Genomic DNA, 16,015 nt, shown 5'->3' with positions numbered 1-16,015 from the left:
AAGAGATCATGCGATCTCTATACTTTCTCCTGGAGCAAGCAACTCGCCGTTCAAGCCTCGCTCTTCCAGCTTCTGAACGAATGCCGCTGCATCCTGCTGAATGACAGGAAAACTGTTGTAATGCACCGGAATGACCAGCTTAGCCTGATACCATTCGGCGGCTTGCAGCGCATCTTCAGGCCCCATCGTATAGTGATCGCCAATCGGGATAAACGCGACATCGATTTGATACCGCTCGCCAATCATCTTCATATCTCCGAACAGCGCGGTGTCTCCGGCATGCAGAATCGTTAATCCTTCTGATTGAATGATATATCCGGCTGGCATTCCACCGTAGAGAATACGCTTCTCTTCGGCGATCACAATACCCGAGCTATGGAACGCTTGAACCATTTTCGCTTTGGCGAAACCAAGATCGATCGTGCCGCCGATGTTCATTTCCAACGTTTTGACACCTTTCCACGACATGTACGCCGATAGCTCGGGATTGGCCACTACAGGGGCATCATTCGCTTTGGCAATCGGCTCCGCATCATTTATATGGTCCATATGGGCATGCGTTAGAAGTATGTAGTCTGTTTTAATATCCTCAGGATTTATCACTGCCAGTTGGTTGCCGCGCAAGAAAGGATCAATGACGAGCGACTTGCCCCCAACCACGATTTGCAAACACGAGTGTCCATGATAAATAATTTCCACGAATGATCTCCTCCAAGACAAATTATTGATTTTAGCTTTGTTTCCATCATCTAACATTTTAATCGTCTGGTCAAACTGCGCCACTATACCAGATTAAAACCCACAGTTTTCGCTGTGGGCGTTCATGCTCATTTGTTCGGGCTATTTTTCTTGTACAGCTTCCTCAAGCATTTCCAACATATTTTCTCCGGTCTTGTGTTCACTTCAATAACCCAAGGCTTTAAGTTTTTATCCATACCCATATCGATTCCGAAAAGTCGAATGCCAGGATAATTTTTTTCAAGCTGTTTGCATATCCGACTGCCAAGCCTGTTTAACTTAAAGATAGCCTTTTTTTGACTGGATGGATTGGTATACGGACCTAATAGTTCCTCGATGGATTGTGCGGTTCCGCCGCTTCGGATATTCGTTACGATTTTGTCAGAAGCAGCCGCGCGGCCGACAAATCCTTTATTTTGCCAAGTGTTATCACTTTGTTTCGTCATCATCAATCGAAGATCAAACGGACGTTTCTTCCACTTGAGCAAGTCTATACCCTGCTGAACCAAATAATCGTTGTTCACTTTCTTTAACAAAACAAAGGCGTATACCTCATTCATGGAACGGAATTTTTTTTGAACAGTCCCCAAATGAACACGGTAAGACTGTTGTTTCTCCGGGCCGAGCATTCGAACCTGCATGACGCCTACGCCAAAAGCACCTTGATTCGGCTTTAAATAAACCGTTTTAAATTGGGACAACATTGCAGATAAAGATTGTTTATTTAGTTTTTTGGTTGCGGGAAGGTGCTCTTTAATATGGGGATTCTGCATTAATTCACGATGCTGGTCCCATTTGATGCCTTTTGCAGGTTTATTCGGCTTGGAAGCAATAGCTAAATGAACTTGTTTCATGATCAATCTCCTCACACAAGAATTCCAATATCATATTCGGCTTCTTGGGAACAGGTAATAGGGGTTTGCCTATCATGCAAACAAGAATACCTTTTGACGAATAATGTGTAGTCATGAAAGGAGTGACTGCCTTGATCCGGATAACAATAGCCGCAGTCGGCGATTTGTTGATGAAAAGCGAAATTATTGCTTCAGTTAAACAACCCGGTGGATATAAGTTTGATCCTATTTTGGAAAAAGTAAAACCTTACCTACAAAAACACGATCTTGTCATCGGCAATCTGGAGACGACATTCTCAGGAAAAAGGCAACTGGGAGTTGCCCAAAGACGTCTGAAATGCAACTGCCCGAGAGAGCGCCGGAATCCGAAAACGGGTTTTCCTATATTCAACTGTCCTGACGAATGGGCTTCGACGCTTAAGAATGCCGGTTTCCATGTTCTGACCACAGCCAACAATCATTGCATGGACGGTGGCGAAGCAGGTTTAACACGAACATTAAATGTCCTCGATCGATATGGTCTCAAACATACGGGAACTTTTCGTTCCGTCCAGGAATCCAAAAGAAAATTGATTGTACGGGTGAAGGGAGTGAATATCGGAATATTGTCTTATACATCTGGGACGAATTCTATACCCGTACCTAAACCATGGTTAGTGGGCCGTATCAACCCGAAGAAAATGATAGCGGATATCCGCGAATTGAAAAATAAAACGGACTTCGTCATCGTATGCCTGCATTTCGGTCAGGAATATCGGATTTATCCTAACAAAAATGAAAAACAATTGATGTACTTATTATTTAAACAAGGCGTGAATGTGATCTTAGGCGCACACCCCCATGTACTGCACCCGGTAATTATGATAAAAGTGAAAGACATCCACGGGAACGTTAGAAACCGAGTCGCCGCTTCCTCACTGGGAAACTTTGTCTCAACACAGTTGAATAGAAATCCGAAAACGACTCAAGGCATGATTTTGGCATTGACTTTAACGAAAAATGATCGCGGGGAAACAGATGTAACGAAAGTTGGCCGTATTGCAACTAGGGTTCAGATGGTACGCGGTAAAAGGAATGTTTATAGAGTTGTGGCAGGACATGGGGGCCGGAAGAATGACTAAAAGAGCAGCATTGGGGCTGCTCCTTTTTCGTTCATATCAGGTGAAAGGTATACAGGAGCGGTATACCCAGACTTATGATCAGCAGCACGAAACGAATGCCGGTTTCAACGACGGAACCGGTCGTGACCGCCATCCATTTAGGGAGCAATCGAACTTTTGGCTTGATCGGCCAGAAGAGCTGTACCCCTTTGTCGTTAAACAAATCGATAAGCGGGTGAGAAGCGTATGAGATGATAAACACCCAATAAAACAAAGCCGGTATCGGCGATGAAACTAGCATTAATAGGATGAGCAGCAGGATCGAATGTGTCACTGTCCGGTGACGTACTTGAAGTACCCGAAGCAGTGCGGATAAAGGAAATAGTACCTTCGCCATGGTAGACCCCGGTTTGTCTACGTCAGCCAGAGTGCCTGCGAGACAGCCCAGCAATAGCGCTCCCGCAGCCTCCCACGATAAAAAGCTTACATTTTGATAGACCAGAACGAGCTCGGCGGAGACGAGTCCGGCGACGCTGTGTGTTTTCTGAAGCATGTTGAATCCCCTACTTATTCGTGATGTATGATAACTTTATAGTATTCGGATGGAGGTTGGAAAATGGGGCGTTAAATTACTTGATCGTAAAGAATTTATTATGTTTGTCGCAATTTCGATGGACTCATTTTCTTTATTAAATTCAAGATTAAACGAATCCCCGAATACCCTGTTTATGGTTTTGCTAAGCGAAATTGCGTCAATATCCTTAAGATGCTTAGTGATATAAACGGTAACTGTCCGGGTCTCACCATCATATTCATCTGCCGGACAATCCATTTCTAATAGCTGAATGGGGTCCCAGTTATCTATATGGCGCTTAACGATATCTAGAAACGGTGCAGGATCATATTCAAGTGTGTTTAGATACTTATTTTCTCTGAAAATTTCTTTCCTGACACTCCAAAGCAAATAATTGATTTTCGTTTCATCTGATACTGCTCTAAACTTCATTAATCCATTCTCCCCAGATGTTAATTGTCATGTTTACTCAAGCATCGAATGTTTCAAGCCCTTCATGTTCATTATGTTATTTTTCAATAGTAAAAACAACTTAGATCCACATGTTATAGGCATAAAAGAAGGCCGCCCCAACAATCTTTACAGATCTTCGGGGGCGGCCGCTTGCGCGAACCGGTTTATTGTAGTTCAAAAGCCTCCGCTACCAGTCGGTAGGAGCGAATTCGCGCTTCAACATTATGAATGGGTGAAACGATCATGATTTCGTCAGCGCGGTAAGCCTCGTTCAGCTTCAAAATCTCCTCCTTCACCTGCTGCGGGGTGCCCACGATGCGCTTATGACGGCCATCGCGGATCATCGCGTAATCCATCTCAGTGTACGGATAGTTCATCGCCGTTTCCACCGATGGGAAAGAAGGGAGCAGCATGCCGCGCATCAGTGAGAGGAAGAACAGATCCGTACTCGTCGCGAGCAAGTTCGCTTCTTCTGAGGTTTCGGCGCAGATGACGAGCACTGCAGCCAAGGAGCAAGCTTGCTCGTTCAGCCGCGATGGTTGGAAGTGCTCGCGGTAGATGCGCAGCGCCTCCGTGCAATCGGCGTTGCCGAAAAATTGCGCAAAGCCGAAGGCAGCACCCTGCTGAGCAGCAATGCGGGCGCTCTCATAGGACGAGCCGAGCAGCCATACCTCGGGCGCGGTCGGAATGATCGGCGCTGCGTGCAATGAGGCGAAACGATGGTCAGCAGGCAGGGCATCATACAGGTATCCAGTCAAATCCGCGACCTGCTGCGGATATTGGTCCACACCTGTATATTTGCCCTCCTGCAGCGCGCGGGTTGAGATCGGCATGCCGCCAGGCGCGCGGCCGAGTCCTATATCGATGCGACCCGGGTGCAGCGCCTCCAGCAGGCGGAAATTTTCCGCCACTTTGTACGCGCTGTAATGAGGCAGCATGATGCCGCCTGAGCCTAATCGGATGCGCGTCGTTTTCGCAGCCAAGTGAGCGATCAGCACCTCAGGGCTGGAGTGCGCCAGCGCCTGTGAGGCGTGGTGCTCCGATACCCAGTAGCGCGTATAACCCAGCTTATCTGCTTCCTGAGCTAATTGTGTCGTCTCAGCGAGCGTCTCCGCCGCTGTGCGACCTTCTCCTATTTGTGATTGGTCCAAAATGCCCAATTTAATCATCTTTATCACCTCTTTTTTAACTGTAACACATTTAAGCACAGAATGGCAAAAATACAACCGGAATCTCTTCCGACTGCCATTTTACCCATCCATGATTCTGTCAACAATTAAAATTTAATAAAAGAAAATAGTTGGCCTGGGACTTCGATGTGGTATCATAATCGGAGATAAAAACAAGGGAGAACGACGGATGGATAAACAATCAGAAACGAAGAAAGGTACGATATGGGAGGTTCTTGGCGTATCCTTAAAACTTGGACTGACCTCATTTGGCGGACCGGTCGCTCACATTGGTTATTTTCGGGAAGAATACGTTAAACGCAGACAATGGCTTGATGAAAAAAGCTATGCCGATCTCGTAGCGCTCTGTCAGTTCCTGCCCGGACCGGCAAGCAGTCAAGTCGGCATGTCCATTGGTATTCTGCGAGCAGGACTGCTCGGGGGAATCGCCTCTTGGGCGGGATTTACGCTGCCATCGGCTCTTGCGCTCGTGGTCTTCGCCATGCTTGTTCGCAGTTACGATCTCGCGCAATCAGGTTGGCTGCATGGTCTTATGATTGTTTCCGTCGCAGTCGTTGCCCAGGCGGTTTGGGGAATGGCTCGAACGCTTGCGCCTGATCGCACCCGAGGTACAATCGCCGTTCTGACGGCAATCATCACATTGATATGGCCTACAGCATATAGCCAGCTGATTCTGATTGCTGCAGCGGGTATATTCGGCCGACTATTCCTGCCAAAAGCTGAGATACCCAAGGCTTCTGAAGGTGTTCCTTTCCTTAGCAAACGAATTGCCGTGATATCATGGATGCTTTTCACGATATTGTTGCTCGGACTGCCGCTCCTCAGGCAGTTGTACCCTTCGCAGTGGCTTGCAATGTTCGATAGCTTCTATCGCGTCGGCTCGCTTGTCTTTGGCGGAGGTCATGTCGTCCTGCCGATGCTTGAAGCGGAAGTCGTTCCGACAGGATGGATTACAAACTCACAGTTCTTGGCCGGATATGGCGCCGCGCAAGCCGTTCCCGGCCCCTTATTTACACTTTCCGCTTATATAGGAGCGATCATGAACGGATGGCTAGGCGCACTTATCGCACTTCTAGCCATGTTCTTGCCATCCTATTTGCTCGTTGTCGGAACACTTCCTCTATGGGGAGCGATCCGTCGACGCCCGAATTTCCAGGCGGCATTGCAAGGCATTAATGCAGCGGTCGTCGGCATTCTGCTTGCAGCATTGTTTAATCCGGTTTGGACAAGCGCCATCCATAACGCATATGATTTCAGTCTTACCCTGGCAGCATTTGCCTTGCTCATGCTCTGGAAACTGCCTCCATGGGTCGTTGTCGTCCTCACTGCTGTTGGCGGTTCGCTCTTAGCGGTGCTCTTTTAGCTCTTTTAGCTTTTTTAACTCTTTTAGCTCTTTTAGCGCTTTGAATCGCAAGTCGTTACCAACTTATGGATTATTACCGTATTTTGGCAATATCCTCAGCTCGCTATCTCTTTTTTATTTCTATAACAGCAATATCCCCTTAACTCAGAAACAACCATAACAAATGAAAATTTAGGTGAGAGCACATCAGTTTCAAGATATCCGTAAATATAGATTCGGCCCATAAACCTTGTATTTTACCCTGCAGCTGAGCCGTGGGGATAATACATACAACAAATGCTATCGTACCTGATCTGATCCATGGGGATAATGCCTAGATCAAATACTTTCTCCTCTGAGCCATTGGGATAGTGCCTAGAACAAAGGCTCCGCATCTCCTCTGAGCCAGGGGGAAAATGCCTAGAACAAATGCACCGGACCTGAGCCAGGGGGATAGTGCCCAGAACAAATACTTCCACTCTCCTCTGAGCCAGGGGGATAGCGGCTGCAGAGCCCAAAACGTTGAATAGCCCGCCAACGATGGCGGGCTTATTTGTACCTTATTTCATTTGTTGCAGCAAATTCACGCGATATGCTTCGCTTTCGAGCCCTTGAATTTCTTTGTACTCTTCCTCCGTCAGTCGTCTAGGCTGTCCTACGGACTTGGCGATCATGTAGATTTTGGCGCTTTCCTCCATCACTTCCGTGCGGTAGTAAGCTTCGCGCAAGTTTTTGCCGGTCGTGACGAGGCCGTGATTTTTAAGCAAAATCGAGCTGTACCGGTCAGCCTTTTCGGCAACGAGATTCGCCAGTTTATCCGTCGTCGGTACGACGTAAGGCACGAAGGCCACATCGCCGACAAGCGCCGCTTGATCCGGGAACAGCATCGGCAGTTCATCGTCTACAAGCGTTAATGCAATGCAGTACGCCGGGTGCGTATGCACGATGGCCTGCATGTTCGGGTTCACGCGATAGCAGAACAAATGCATGAGCACTTCAGATGACGGACGGTACGACTTATCCAAAATGTCACCCGAGGGAATGTGAATAGGCACCCATTGCTCAGGCTCAATATCTTCCAGCGCAAAGCCGCTTGGGGACAGGTACATGATGTCCTCGAATCGGGCGCTGATGTTCCCTCCGGGACCGACAACGAGTCCTTTTGCCACGCTTTTACGCGCATATTTCGTTAGTTCTTCTCTCGTTTTCTGCTCCGACATCTCATATCAACTCCTTACTGATTTCTTAGTAATAACTTGCTTATAGGTGTGAAAAGCCTCCTGCCACTCCGCGCTATCCTCGGGCTCATACCGGTCCGGCGGGAAGGAATCCATGACGACCTGGCGGATTTGCTCGAGCGTGCCCACCTCGCCGTGCGCTTTGGCCTGCATCATCACATTGCCGATGGCCGTCGCCTCGACGGGACCTGCGATCACGGGTCTGCCCGTTGCATTAGCCGTCAGTTGGCACAGCAGGCGATTTTGAATGCCGCCGCCGACGATATGGATGGAGGCCAGCTTTTTGCCGAGCAGCAGCTCAATCTCATCGAGCGATTGCTTAAATTTCATAGCGAGGCTATCGACCACACAGCGGATCAGCTCCGCTTTCGTTTGCGGCACCGTTTGACCGGTATGTGCACAGTAACGGCGAATCCGATCCGGCATATGGCCCGGCGCAAGAAAGACGGGGTCCTCTGGATCTACATAGTAAAGCAGCCCCTTCTCCCGCTTCGCCATTTCCTGCATTTCGGCGTAAGAAAGCGTCTCGCCTTCCAGCTCCCACTGCCGCTTGCATTCCTGGAGAAGCCACAGGCCCATGATGTTTTTGAGCATGCGGATTTTACGTTCCGCTCCCCCTTCATTCGTAAAGCCCCAGCGGCGGGCATCTTCATTCAGGATCGGCTGATCCAGCTCAACGCCCATCAAGGACCAGGTCCCACAAGAAATGTAGGCATAGTCACCTTGAAGCGAGGGGATGGAAACAACAGCGGATGCCGTATCATGAGAAGCCGTTGCGACGATCGGAATAACGCTAACTTGCAGTTCTTCGGCGATTTCTTTTCGGAGCACGCCCTCAGCGGTGCCCGGCATGACGATGTCCGTAAAAAGCGTGGACGGTACCGAAATCCGGCCCAGCAGATCCCGGTCCCAATCTCTTGCTGTCGGATCGAGAAGCCCTGAGGTGCTGGCGATCGTGTATTCCGTAGAACGAACACCGGATAAGTAATAACGAAATAAGTCCGGCATGAACAGCATCCGCGTATCGCCGTCCAAGGATTGAGTTTGTGCTTTTGCTTCCGCATAAAGCTGAAAAATCGTATTAAATGATAAGGGCTGAATCCCAGTGCGGGCATACAATTCCGCATCCGGCAGCGAAGCCAGCAGTTCTTCCATCGCAACTGTGTTGCGCGCATCCCGATAGTGGTACGGATTGCCGATCAGCTTCCCTTTTCCGTTCACAAAGCCGTAATCCACGCCCCATGTGTCTACCGCAATCGATGCCGGGCTGCCTGAAGCATGCTGTTTGTAAGCATGAATCCCTTTTTTCAGCTCATGAAACAGGCGGAGAAAGTCCCAATGGAGGCTGTCGCCGAGCCGGACCGGATCATTGGCAAAACGATGAATATCCTCCACCGTAAGCCTCGCGCCGTCCCAGCGCCCAAGAATCGTTCTTCCGCTGCTTGCTCCAAAATCTACCGCTAACATATGCAAAGGGTTCGTTCCCACTGCAATCACCTCACTAACGTGCAAATCCCTTTACTTATATAAAGGACCGAAACTGCTGCAAGCTCTGAAATCTGCGCCTTCAGGGTCTGAAGTACCGAAATTGCTCCACACGCGCGGACGGAAAATATGTTCCTTCGCAACGTTATGCATCGAAACCGGAATTCTCAAAATCGCAGCGAGCGTAATCAAATCGGCCCCAATGTGACCATAGCTGATCGAGCCATGATTCGATCCCCAGTTGTCCATCACCGAGTACACATCCGTAAACGATCCTTCACCTGTCAAAATAGGAGCAAACCACGTCGTCGGCCATGTCGAATCCGTGCGAAGGTCGAGTGTGTTGTGAACGTCCTCCGGCAGGTCGACCGAATAGCCTTCCGCAAGCTGCAGCACTGGCCCCAAGCCTTTCACTAAGTTGATGCGGGACATCGTGACCGGCATGCCGCCTTTGGTCAGGAAGTCCGTGGAATAGCCGCCGCCCCGGAAATATTCCACAGCCGCCGGACGCCAGGACGTCGCTTCCAAGCATTTAGTCACTTCTTCGTCCGTAATTTCCCAGAAAGGCTTCATCACCGGTTTACCATCGCGTGTCTGTTCACCCGTACCATCCAGCGCCGCAGGACCGGAGTTGATCAAATGAAGAATGCCATCCTTCGCCGCTCCGGTGAGCGTATGTCCCGTAACCCGCTTCACCGCATCCGGACTCCAGTACGTTCTCACGTCCGCAAAAATTTGCGCCGTATTCGTGAGCAAATTACCGAAGAGCATCACCACGCCATTCAAGCTGTCATTCTCGGTTGCGACCAAATATGGCGCGCGCTTGCCGTTCCAGTCGAATGACGTATTGAGGATCGCTTCCAGGAAATCTCCGTTCGGGAAATGATCCGTCCAATGGCGCTGCCCCTGGAAGCCGGATAGAATCGCATTATGACCGAGTGCTTCTTCACCGTAATCAAGATCGGCAAGACGTAGGTTGCCAACCATGAGATCGCGGACGATCAAGGTCATTTTGACGACCTTTTCCCAGTCTTGGTCTTTTTTCTCGCGCGACGTTTGGATTTCCGGAGGGTTTTTGTCAGGGCCCTCCTTGCAGTTTTCTTTAACCCAGTTTAGAGCGATACGATATTCTTCCGGGTCGAAAATCTCCTCATCGATGCGTCGCACCAGCTCCGTCATATCGACATACTCGTTGCGCATGCCGAGGTAGTTCTGGAACAGCTCCTCATTCACGATGGATCCTGCGATTCCCATGGAGACGGAGCCGATGGACAGGTAAGATTTGCCCTTCATGTAGGCTGCGGCAAGTCCTGCCTTGGCAAAACGGAGCAGCTTTTCCTGAACGTCCTGCGGAATATCCGTCGTGCCTGCATCCTGCACGTCTTTGCCGTAAATGCCAAATGCGGGAATGCCCTTCTGCGCATGGCCGGAAAGCACTGCTGCCAAATAGACGGCTCCCGGGCGCTCGGTACCATTGAAGCCCCAAATCGCTTTCGGCGTCGAGGGATCCATATCCATCGTTTCCGTGCCGTAACACCAGCAAGGAGTCACCGTGATGGAGACGCCAACGCCGGCTTTCGCGAATTTCTCAGCAGCCGCTGAGGCTTCAGCAACGCCGCCGATGCAAGTATCCGCGATGATGCATTCGACAGGCTCGCCGTTCGGATATTTCAGCGTTTCGCTGAGCAGTGATGCGACTGCTTTAGCCATGTTCATCGTTTGATCTTCGAGCGATTCGCGCACGCCTTTTCTTCTGCCGTCGATTGTCGGTCTGATCCCGATTTTTGGGAAGCCTTGTTTCCATCTGTTGTCGCTGTTTGCCATGTTTAATTCCTCCTTAGAGTTTTGATAGAGTTATCGATAATCCAAAGTTCGCATATGGGGCGAATTGGCTTATTCGCTGATGACGCCCTTCTTCAAAATAATGTTGGCGTACAGCGCCTTTTCGCTTGTTGCTACAATCGCATATGCTTTCTTAGCACGTTCATAAAAAGCAAAACGCTCCACATGCTCGATCGCTGGGGTTATGTGTTTGCCAATGATCTGCTCATAAGTCCTCCAGATTGGCGTTTCCACGGTATCTCCCGGGACGACGTCCATGAGAGCAACCGGCTGCTCGCTGTAGGTATCAAGCGGGAACAAAGTTAAAAGCGCTTCCAACAACTCGGGGACGCCGTGACCGTCACTGCGCAGCAATCGATTCGTATGGCTGACCGCAGGAAAATTACCGTCAGCGATGACGATTTCGTCGCCATGCCCCATCTCCATCAGTACCTTCAAAAGTTCAGGTGAAAGAATGGATGGAATTCCTTTTAGCATATTCATAACCTCCATTGAATTTTCTTAGGATTTCGTTCTTCATACGACTATACGATGAATTAATTGTGTTACCGATAACTCAAAATTAACAATTTCCTGCCTTGCTGTCAATCCTTAATTTCTATACAATAGACGAATAGAATGAACGAAAAGGTGACTGCACGTGATTACAATCTATGATATTGCTGAAAAAGCCGGCGTCTCTGCCATGACGGTCTCGAGAGTTATCAATAACACAGGACGGATTAGCGAGGCGACTCGCAAACGAGTCCGCAAAGTAATGGAGGAACTCCATTACATCCCGAACTCGATGGCTCGCAGTCTTGTTTTGCAAAAGACGCACATTTTGTCTTTGCTCATTACGGATATAACGAATCCGTTTTATACAACGATAGCGCGCGGTGCCGAGGATGCTGCCAAGCGCTCGGGGTTCAGGCTGCTTTTTGGCAATAGCGATGAGGATTATGCGAAGGAAAAAGATTACGTCGATATGATTTTATCGACTCGCGTGGACGGCGTCTTATTCGCACCGACGGGGGACCATTCGCTGGAGCACCTGCAGCAGCTGCAAAAGCACAACATCCCCTTCGTCGTGCTCGACCGCGAAGTTCCGGGCATCGAAGCGGATGTTGTACTCGGGGACAGCAAGGAAGGCGCGCGAAAGCTAGTCGAGCACCTGATCGGCATCGGGCACCGCCGCATAGCGCTGATTAACGGCTCGCAGGACGTTTCAACCGCGCGCCTGCGGCATTTGGGCTATCGCGAAGCGCATACGCTCAACGGTCTGCCGATCGATGACTCGCTCATTATTCACGTCAACTATCGTGATTTTCACGACGAGTCTGCTCTCGAGGCGTTGTTGCAGCATCCTTCGCCGCCAACCGCCATTTTTGCAGCCAATAATATGCTGGCTGTTGGCGTCATTAAGTCTCTGCGCCAGAGAGGACTTCAAGTTCCGCAAGATATCTCCGTCGTCTGCTTCGACGACTTCGTCCATGCGGAAGCCATCAACCCATTCCTCACCGTGGCCGCTCAACCGGCTTACCAGTTCGGTTCGCTTGGCATGCAGCTGCTGATCGAGCGCATCGAGAGCGAACCCGCCCGGGAGAATCGCAAGCTGATTCTTCCGTCCGAGCTGCTGATCCGCGCTTCATCGCAAGCATTAGTAAGGGCTTAATGCAAAACTGCTCCAAAGTCGAAAGCGTCTCCCATCCGACTTTAGAGCAGTTTTGCATTTAGTAATCGTAAACGACATCTCTGGACAAATGGAAGAAATAATTGCCTGATATCAATACTCATCTCAACAATCGCAGCAAAATCGCCTCATACCACTTCCAAGGCAGCAAAGCCCGCCCCCACAGGCCCATCTTCACGCCGCGCCCCAACTGGTAGCGAAGCTTCGGATTGGCTGTGCTGACGATAGCCGCAATCTTATCGGCAACCTCCTGCGGATCGGGAGCCGATTCGGCTGCTTGCTTGGAGTATTGGAGCATTTTGCTGAGCTTGCTCCAGTATGGGGACGATGCGGACGTGTGGATGGCGTCAAATCCTTTGCGCCAAATCTCCGTCCGATAAGCCCCTGGCTCTACGAGGACGATCCGGACGCCGTAGGGCTTCATTTCCAGACGAAGCGATTCGCTGAAGCCTTCGATGGCGAACTTGGATGTGCTATAGGGTGCGTAGCCTGGATAGGCAGATAAACCGCTTACGCTGCTGATATTCACGATGCAGCCTGATCCTTGCAGGCGCATGTGCGGAAGCACTGCCCTAGCAACTGCGATGACGCCGAACACGTTCGTCTCGAGCTGCGCTCTCCACGCTTCCATCGGCACATCTTCCACATAACCGCCGATTGCAAAGCCCGCGTTATTTATTAATACGTCGATTCTCCCATAGTCGCGGATCATATTCGCAACGGCTTGTTCAATCGTATCATGAATCGTTACATCGACCTGCATAATCTCAATTGCTGTATGAACTCCCGCCGTTTCGGCTATTTCTAATAAGCTCTCGCCTTTGCTCAAATCACGCATCGTAGCGACTACCCGATACCCCTTTTTCGCCAATGCAACAGAAGTTAGTAAGCCAAATCCACTAGAAGCGCCTGTAACCAAGGCGACTGGTTGAGTGAAACCCATTGATGCCCGATTCCCCCTTTTACATTGTGTACCTGCATCCATAATCCCATATTACGAGACCAGTGTCGACGGTGATATGAGAAGATCGATGGCAACTAATCATTTATTAATATTCGTCCCTTCAACATATTCTTTTTATGAGAAATAAGTTAGTGTACAACCAACAAGGAGGGCTGCCATCATGAAGCATCAGCTTGCCTTTCGCGAAGATCGGTCGTTTACGATTGTGCAATTCACTGATCTCCATTGGAAAAATGGAGGCTTCGAGGACCAACAAACACGCGGTCTTATGGAAGAAGTGCTGGAAGCCGAGCAACCTGATCTTGTTGTCTTTACCGGCGACATCATCTATACAGGTTATGTGACCCCAGGGGATCCTGTTTGCGAGCATCCGCTGCAAGCGTTTCGCGATGCGGTTCACGCAGTCGAAGTGCGCGGGATCCCATGGGCCGTAGTTTTCGGCAACCACGATACCGAATCTATAATTACCCGAGGAGAGCTTATGGAAACGGTACTGGAACATCCTCATACCGTAACGCAGCGAGGACCTGCAGAAGTGAATGGGATCGGCAATTACGCTCTGCACATTACAGGTACTGACGGAACGACTGCTGCCGCGTTGTACTTTTTTGATTCGGGCTGTCTCTCGCCAGTCCCGCATGTGCCTGGTTACGATTGGATTCGTCCTGACCAAATCCAGTGGTACGCGGGAGAATCCGTCAAGCTGCGCGAGCAGATGAACGGAGTCGTATTGCCTGCTCTGGCCTTCTTTCACATACCGCTTCAGGAATATAAAGAAGTATGGGAGAGCGTACCCTGCTATGGCAACAAATTTGAGGACGTATGCTGCGCTCGTTTGAATTCGGGTCTGTTCGCTTCCATGGTTGAATTGGGAGATGTAATGGGCACATTCGCCGGTCATGACCATATCAACGACTATTGGGGGGAGCTGCAAGGCATAAGGCTCTGCTACGGTCGCGCAACCGGCTACAACACATACGGCAAAGAAGGCTTCACGAGGGGCGCGCGAATCATTCGACTGCGTCAAGGTGAACGCTCCTTCGAGACATGGCTGCGGCTTGCAGACGGCACTGTAATCAGCCAACAACCCGAACATTTGCCAGGCGTTTAACCCAACTATCTTTTGGAAATGATGCACCGGCTCCGATGATTTGACCAATCGCGATACCGACGGTATCCAGTAAACCGATGCTATTGAGTTGAAGAAAAATTCAAATAAACCGCCTGCATAATAGGCGGTTAAACTCCGCTTGCTCCCCTCCATACATTTTGAATAAAATGAGTCTTTGCTTCCGTATATGCTTCTCTATCGTTCTTGAATTGTTGCGCAAGTCTAACCTTTATCTCTGAGTATTCGTTAACCAAGTCGTAATCTTTCCTTAAAATATCTCGAAATTGCAGCTGTTGCCCCCATCGTTCTTCGTTCTTCAGCATGAGATGCAGATGGGCTGCCCTTTTATCGTCCCGAACCTTAACAAAAAATCTCCTCCACTCCCGACCATCCAACTCCGGCGGCACATAATGCCAGTCAAATTGCGAGAGCACATCAATAATTTCATTTAAATTGTGAAAGGCTTCAGTGCTGGCCATTATATCAATGATCGGTTTAGCGGGAAGGCCCGGAATGGATGTGCTGCCAATATGCTCCACCTCTAAAATGCCTAACGGGAGCAGCAGTTCTAACAAGCGTTCTCTTTCTTGCCTGCCTTTTTCAAGCCATTCAGGATTCGGTGATTGGATTTCAACCTCTTCGGTTGCCCATACAGGCCAATTGTCCATAGATTAGTTCTCCTTGCTACTTAAAAATAGGGATGCAGCCATGGCATGTGAAATCTTTAGACTTACATGAGATTTTCAATCTTGATGTCACGAATGGAATGGATAATAAAATCCGCTTTGGACAAATCCTGATTACCTGAATTCGGATTAATAAATCCAAAACATGTCATCCCCGCAGCTTTGGCGGCAGCGACGCCATGCTTGGCATCTTCGACAACAACGCAACTGGCTGGCTCCACGCCAAGCATGGCGGCTGCTTCCAAATAAACATGCGGTGCCGGTTTTCCTTGCTCGACCTCTTCTCCGCTCACCACACAATCAAAGGAACTTATGAGGTCGAACTTCCTCAAAACCTCTTCAATAAACACTCGAGGCGAGGAGGACGCGATGCCAAGAGGAATTCGATGTTTTTTCAAAGTGCTTATCAACTCTCTGATTCCTTCAATAGGCTCAATAAGACTTGCCCGCAGCAGATTTACTTTCAGAGTAACTTGATACTCAATAATGTCCTCAATCTCTTGCTGCAATTGATACTCTTGTTTAATGATCTTCCACATCTCAGGGTTCGTCATGCCGACGAATTTTTCCAGCTCTTCTTTGGTAATCGTCGCCCCCAAATGACTCATCGTCTGCATATCAGTTTCAAAATGAATCGGTTCACTGTCGATGATGACTCCGTCCATGTCGAATATAAAACCTTTTAGCATGATTTGATCTCCTTCTAACAAACTCCATAAATTAGATCATCCTTCTCTCTAACATTACATGAAATAAGTAAATTTTT

At 49.3% G+C, this 16,015-nt stretch carries 16 protein-coding genes; 4 read left to right on the top strand and 12 right to left on the bottom strand.

Going from position 1 to position 16,015, the window contains the following annotated elements; all coding sequences use genetic code 11:
* Positions 1–6 precede the first annotated feature (6 nt).
* Both ICC18_RS02380 and ICC18_RS02375 read right to left on the bottom strand, forming a co-directional pair.
* Positions 7–699 carry a metal-dependent hydrolase gene (locus tag ICC18_RS02380; protein ID WP_188172768.1) on the bottom strand — a complete coding sequence of 231 codons (693 nt, stop codon included), beginning with the start codon at positions 697–699 and terminating at the stop codon, positions 7–9.
* Between the two features lie 128 nt (positions 700–827).
* Entirely contained in the window at positions 828–1,592 is a 765-nt protein-coding gene (locus ICC18_RS02375; protein WP_188172767.1) for a YheC/YheD family protein, read from the bottom strand.
* Positions 1,593–1,762: 170 nt separating this feature from the next.
* On the opposite strand from ICC18_RS02375, the gene ICC18_RS02370 reads away from it, so the two are divergent.
* A complete protein-coding gene (locus ICC18_RS02370; RefSeq protein ID WP_376745596.1) occupies positions 1,763–2,713 on the top strand; it encodes a CapA family protein in 951 nt (316 codons plus the stop codon).
* Positions 2,714–2,744: 31 nt separating this feature from the next.
* Here the strand turns inward: ICC18_RS02370 and ICC18_RS02365 are convergent, their stop codons facing one another.
* From ICC18_RS02365 to ICC18_RS02355, 3 genes are all read right to left on the bottom strand, one after another.
* Complete coding sequence (locus ICC18_RS02365) at positions 2,745–3,245, bottom strand: metal-dependent hydrolase (protein WP_188172765.1); 501 nt, start codon at positions 3,243–3,245, stop codon at positions 2,745–2,747.
* A 36-nt stretch (positions 3,246–3,281) separates the two neighbouring features.
* On the bottom strand, positions 3,282–3,698 hold the full coding sequence (locus tag ICC18_RS02360; RefSeq protein ID WP_188172764.1) for a hypothetical protein: 417 nt from the start codon (positions 3,696–3,698) through the stop codon (positions 3,282–3,284).
* Between the two features lie 185 nt (positions 3,699–3,883).
* Complete coding sequence (locus ICC18_RS02355; protein WP_188172763.1) at positions 3,884–4,888, bottom strand: LLM class flavin-dependent oxidoreductase; 1,005 nt, start codon at positions 4,886–4,888, stop codon at positions 3,884–3,886.
* 190 nt (positions 4,889–5,078) lie between these two features.
* On the opposite strand from ICC18_RS02355, the gene ICC18_RS02350 reads away from it, so the two are divergent.
* Positions 5,079–6,272: a chromate transporter gene (locus tag ICC18_RS02350; RefSeq protein WP_188172762.1), complete on the top strand. Its 1,194-nt coding sequence runs from the start codon at positions 5,079–5,081 to the stop codon at positions 6,270–6,272.
* Between the two features lie 539 nt (positions 6,273–6,811).
* On the opposite strand, the gene ICC18_RS02345 is transcribed toward ICC18_RS02350, so the two are convergent.
* The 4 genes from ICC18_RS02345 to fucU all read right to left on the bottom strand — a co-directional run bounded on the left by ICC18_RS02345 (position 6,812) and on the right by fucU (position 11,293).
* Positions 6,812–7,471 (bottom strand): class II aldolase/adducin family protein, encoded by a 660-nt coding sequence (locus ICC18_RS02345; protein ID WP_188172761.1) that lies wholly within the window; start codon positions 7,469–7,471, stop codon positions 6,812–6,814.
* A gap of 6 nt (positions 7,472–7,477) precedes the next feature.
* Positions 7,478–8,977: a rhamnulokinase gene (locus tag ICC18_RS02340; RefSeq protein WP_312029469.1), complete on the bottom strand. Its 1,500-nt coding sequence runs from the start codon at positions 8,975–8,977 to the stop codon at positions 7,478–7,480.
* Positions 8,978–9,007: 30 nt separating this feature from the next.
* The gene (locus ICC18_RS02335; RefSeq protein WP_188172760.1) at positions 9,008–10,798 is read right to left on the bottom strand and encodes an L-fucose isomerase; all 1,791 of its coding nucleotides are present in this window, start codon (positions 10,796–10,798) and stop codon (positions 9,008–9,010) included.
* A 69-nt stretch (positions 10,799–10,867) separates the two neighbouring features.
* A complete protein-coding gene (fucU, locus tag ICC18_RS02330) occupies positions 10,868–11,293 on the bottom strand; it encodes an L-fucose mutarotase (protein WP_188172759.1) in 426 nt (141 codons plus the stop codon).
* Positions 11,294–11,456: 163 nt separating this feature from the next.
* On the opposite strand from fucU, the gene ICC18_RS02325 reads away from it, so the two are divergent.
* Positions 11,457–12,470, top strand: a complete 1,014-nt coding sequence (locus ICC18_RS02325) for a LacI family DNA-binding transcriptional regulator (protein WP_188172758.1) — start codon at positions 11,457–11,459, stop codon at positions 12,468–12,470.
* Between the two features lie 118 nt (positions 12,471–12,588).
* Here ICC18_RS02325 and ICC18_RS02320 read toward each other — a convergent pair whose 3' ends face one another.
* The gene (locus ICC18_RS02320) at positions 12,589–13,431 is read right to left on the bottom strand and encodes an SDR family oxidoreductase (RefSeq protein WP_188172757.1); all 843 of its coding nucleotides are present in this window, start codon (positions 13,429–13,431) and stop codon (positions 12,589–12,591) included.
* 181 nt (positions 13,432–13,612) lie between these two features.
* Between ICC18_RS02320 and ICC18_RS02315 the strand changes: the two genes are divergently transcribed.
* A complete protein-coding gene (locus ICC18_RS02315; protein WP_188172756.1) occupies positions 13,613–14,563 on the top strand; it encodes a metallophosphoesterase family protein in 951 nt (316 codons plus the stop codon).
* Positions 14,564–14,691: 128 nt separating this feature from the next.
* Here the strand turns inward: ICC18_RS02315 and ICC18_RS02310 are convergent, their stop codons facing one another.
* Together ICC18_RS02310 and ICC18_RS02305 are read right to left on the bottom strand one after the other, a co-directional pair.
* Entirely contained in the window at positions 14,692–15,231 is a 540-nt protein-coding gene (locus ICC18_RS02310; RefSeq protein ID WP_188172755.1) for a GrpB family protein, read from the bottom strand.
* A gap of 62 nt (positions 15,232–15,293) precedes the next feature.
* The gene (locus ICC18_RS02305) at positions 15,294–15,938 is read right to left on the bottom strand and encodes an HAD family hydrolase (RefSeq protein ID WP_188172754.1); all 645 of its coding nucleotides are present in this window, start codon (positions 15,936–15,938) and stop codon (positions 15,294–15,296) included.
* Between the last annotated feature and the right edge of the window lie 77 nt (positions 15,939–16,015).

The organism is Paenibacillus sedimenti, from assembly GCF_014534655.1.
In the GTDB taxonomy this organism is placed as follows: Bacteria; Bacillota; Bacilli; order Paenibacillales; family NBRC-103111; genus Paenibacillus_E; species Paenibacillus_E sedimenti.
This window is presented reverse-complemented; position numbering and strand designations above follow the sequence as displayed.

What these genes read in the sequence shown, in the direction of transcription:
- ICC18_RS02375 (WP_188172767.1), bottom strand. Translation starts at nt 1,592, where the DNA reads ATGAAACAAGTTCATTTAGCTATTGCTTCCAAGCCGAATAAACCTGCA.
- ICC18_RS02370 (WP_376745596.1), top strand. Translation starts at nt 1,763, where the DNA reads ATGAAAAGCGAAATTATTGCTTCAGTTAAACAACCCGGTGGATATAAG.
- ICC18_RS02365 (WP_188172765.1), bottom strand. Translation starts at nt 3,245, where the DNA reads ATGCTTCAGAAAACACACAGCGTCGCCGGACTCGTCTCCGCCGAGCTC.
- ICC18_RS02360 (WP_188172764.1), bottom strand. Translation starts at nt 3,698, where the DNA reads ATGAAGTTTAGAGCAGTATCAGATGAAACGAAAATCAATTATTTGCTT.
- ICC18_RS02355 (WP_188172763.1), bottom strand. Translation starts at nt 4,888, where the DNA reads ATGATTAAATTGGGCATTTTGGACCAATCACAAATAGGAGAAGGTCGC.
- ICC18_RS02350 (WP_188172762.1), top strand. Translation starts at nt 5,079, where the DNA reads ATGGATAAACAATCAGAAACGAAGAAAGGTACGATATGGGAGGTTCTT.
- ICC18_RS02345 (WP_188172761.1), bottom strand. Translation starts at nt 7,471, where the DNA reads ATGTCGGAGCAGAAAACGAGAGAAGAACTAACGAAATATGCGCGTAAA.
- ICC18_RS02335 (WP_188172760.1), bottom strand. Translation starts at nt 10,798, where the DNA reads ATGGCAAACAGCGACAACAGATGGAAACAAGGCTTCCCAAAAATCGGG.
- fucU (WP_188172759.1), bottom strand. Translation starts at nt 11,293, where the DNA reads ATGCTAAAAGGAATTCCATCCATTCTTTCACCTGAACTTTTGAAGGTA.
- ICC18_RS02320 (WP_188172757.1), bottom strand. Translation starts at nt 13,431, where the DNA reads ATGGGTTTCACTCAACCAGTCGCCTTGGTTACAGGCGCTTCTAGTGGA.
- ICC18_RS02315 (WP_188172756.1), top strand. Translation starts at nt 13,613, where the DNA reads ATGAAGCATCAGCTTGCCTTTCGCGAAGATCGGTCGTTTACGATTGTG.
- ICC18_RS02310 (WP_188172755.1), bottom strand. Translation starts at nt 15,231, where the DNA reads ATGGACAATTGGCCTGTATGGGCAACCGAAGAGGTTGAAATCCAATCA.
- ICC18_RS02305 (WP_188172754.1), bottom strand. Translation starts at nt 15,938, where the DNA reads ATGCTAAAAGGTTTTATATTCGACATGGACGGAGTCATCATCGACAGT.